2 protein-coding genes are annotated in these 2660 nt (G+C 66.3%); one reads left to right on the top strand and one right to left on the bottom strand.

The window, feature by feature from the left end:
• Positions 1–947: 947 nt before the first annotated feature.
• Positions 948–1190, bottom strand: a complete 243-nt coding sequence (locus AB0N17_RS45950; RefSeq protein WP_366017627.1) for a transposase — start codon at positions 1188–1190, stop codon at positions 948–950.
• 950 nt (positions 1191–2140) lie between these two features.
• On the opposite strand from AB0N17_RS45950, the gene AB0N17_RS45945 reads away from it, so the two are divergent.
• Positions 2141–2660, top strand: a 520-nt coding sequence (locus AB0N17_RS45945; RefSeq protein WP_366017628.1) for a transposase family protein, incomplete at its 3' end; no start/stop codon positions are given.

The following is a 2660-nucleotide window of genomic DNA, read 5'->3' as shown; positions in this document are numbered from 1 at the left end:
CAGACCCCCACCCTGCGGATACCTCATACACCCGGCATACCGCGACGGTCACCGACCGTCAGCCCCTACGACAACCCGCCTCCAAAGTCAGTAACCCTGGCGGCAAATACCCAGAAAACTGCGTACATCACTGGCATTACTGTGGCTCGCCATTTCAGAATGAGGTGCGGAGCCGTCGCCCTGGTTCGGTTCCGTCACCCGAGGGCATGGATGACGACGGGCTGGGGTGGGGAGGAATTTGCACCGTTACCTCACCACGCTGTCAGGGCGATCCCGAAGCCGGTGGACCACTTCCTGAGCCACCTGCCCTCCGAGAACGGCACGGAGAGCTACGCTGCGGTCCCGCAGCGGCCCGAGCAAGCCCTGTCACCAAGCGATCGGAGCCACCACTGTGCGCGGCAAAGCAGTGCGATCCCGTACGACCAGGTGGCTGTGGGCGGCCGCTCTGACCACTGTTGCGGTCGCGGGATGTGCGTCACCGAAGGCGTGCAACGGGCCGAATGAGCCCGCTCCGGACGTGCTGTTGGATGTCGCACCGTGGGCGGTATCGCATCAACACGCCACCGTACGGGCCTGCGTCAACAGCCGGTGCCAGGCGATATCGGGCTCGTCTCCCTACGTGCACTCCCTGCTCCTGCCAACACCGGCAGGGCCAGACGCCGGACGTACCGTCACGGTGACCGTCACGGCGGACGAAAGCAACAGACAGGTACTCCGGGTTAGCAGGAGAGTCCGGCCAGTCCAACAGACGGAGGATGGTCCGTGCGGCAGGGTCACGTGGTGGCAGACTCCGATGACACTGACGGCTGCCGGAAAGCTTCAAGTGCGCTCACGCTGATGCGATCGGGACGCGGTTTCCAGCGCTCGGCGAACCTGTTCATCTGGCACGACGAGCGAATCGGCCCAGATCACTTGTGGCTGCCCGCAGATGACGAGGCGGACGATGGTCAGGCCGCGGTCCCGCAGCGAGCACAGGCAGTGGGTCCCCAAGCCTCGGCTTCGCTGCCCCCGACCATGACGCTGAGGACTTCGCGTCCGCCGTCCTCGGTGACACCGGTCGCAATGACGACGGCCTGGCAGAGTCCCAGGTAACTGGCCTGTGTGGTCCTCTTCTCTCGGTGCCGGTTTCGGTAGGCGGTGCAGGTGTCGGGTGCGTTCGCCCCAGTCGGCGCCGATCGTGGCCGTGGCATCCGGGATATCTTTGCTAACTCGCTCGGACGCTGGGCACGCTGGCGTACGCGGCGTCCTGTCCCCGGCACTTCTCGCTCAAATCACGTCAGCGGTCTTGACCGGCCGGGCATCGGAAGCGAGGAGCGGTTATCGGCGGCTGAGGCTGATTCTCGCTCGGATCATCGGGCCGTGGTCGGTCCGCCAGACCCAACTATGGGGTGGGCTGGAGAGCTCAGCGGAGGGCTCACTGCCCTGCGGCATCCCGCCCCGCTCCGGCAGCGCCCCACACATGCTCGGGCCCATCACGCCACTCCACCCATCGCGGATCGTCCACAACTGCCTCGGGGACAGCGATGCCGGCAGCCCGCAGGAACAGCACTAGATCACGATCGCTATAGGCGGCACCCAAAATCTCGTGTCGGCCCCGGGAGCGCATCGTGACATGCCGGCCACTCGTACCACGGGGCCGGTGAACGACGAACGGCGCAACATTCACGCCCCCAAACCTGCCCCACTCCGCAACCCGTAGCTAGAGGCAATCCGCTCAAGATCGGCACAAGAATTGACCATGCCGTAAATAACAGTCTCGGCTCATTGATGGCAAGCCAGCTCCCGCGAAACCCGTTCAAGCGCTGACCTCGGCCAAGCCGTCAGGTGCGGCGATGACAGACCAGTGGCCCCTGCACCGCGATGCGGCGCAGGGAACCTGGAGGCCGTCAAATTGATTGCAGTCAGCTTCCCCGTCGCCCCCTGCCGTCGGCAATCTGCGATGTGCGCCAGATACGGGGGGCTGCGCCCTGGCGCGCATTCTTCACCGCGTCACCGACTTGTCCTCTTTGCCCCGTTCAACCGCGTCACCGCTGCAGGAGCGCCCGCAGGCCGCAGGGTTCTTGCCGACACCCATACGAAATCCCGGCAGCTCGATCGCCTAGAGGTTGTCGCGTAACCGGTGGGGCGGTTGGTGCGTTGGCTGGGCACGGGTGGGGTGATCTCAGCAGATGATCCGAAGTGGATTGAGCCGTTCTCTGGGCTGACCGAGGTGCAGTTCGCCAGGCTGGTGGCGTTGGTGCGGCGTCGTGGCGGTGATGTGCAGCGCGGCCGGCCGTGGCGGCTGCCGTTGGAGGACCGGGTATTGCTGGTGGCGACGTACTGGCGCACGAACCTCACGTTGCGGCAGGTGGCGCCGTTGTTCGGGGTCTCGAAGTCGGCGGCCGACCGCATCCTCGGTCACCTTGCACCTCTGCTGGCCCTCTCGCCGGCCCGTCGGCCGCGCAAGGACACCGTCTGCATCGTGGACGGCACCCTGGTGCCCACCCGCGACCGCAGCATCGCCGCCTCGAGCAAGAACTGCCGGTACTCGGCCAACCTGCAGGTCGTCATCGACGCCAACAGCCGCCTGGTGGTGGCGATCGGCTTGCCGTTGCCCGGCAGCGGCAGCGACTGCCGGGCGTTCACCGAATCCGGCGTCGACCGGGCCTGCCGCGGCGCAC

Source organism: Streptomyces sp. NPDC051133 (assembly GCF_040682635.1).
Classification (GTDB): Bacteria; Actinomycetota; Actinomycetes; order Streptomycetales; family Streptomycetaceae; genus Streptomyces.
Note: the sequence above shows the minus strand (reverse complement) of the source record. Positions and strands in the feature narration are given on the sequence as shown.

Coding starts and splice junctions, on each gene's coding strand:
- AB0N17_RS45950 (WP_366017627.1), bottom strand. CDS start 1,190: ATGCCACGGCCACGATCGGCGCCGACTGGGGCGAACGCACCCGACACC.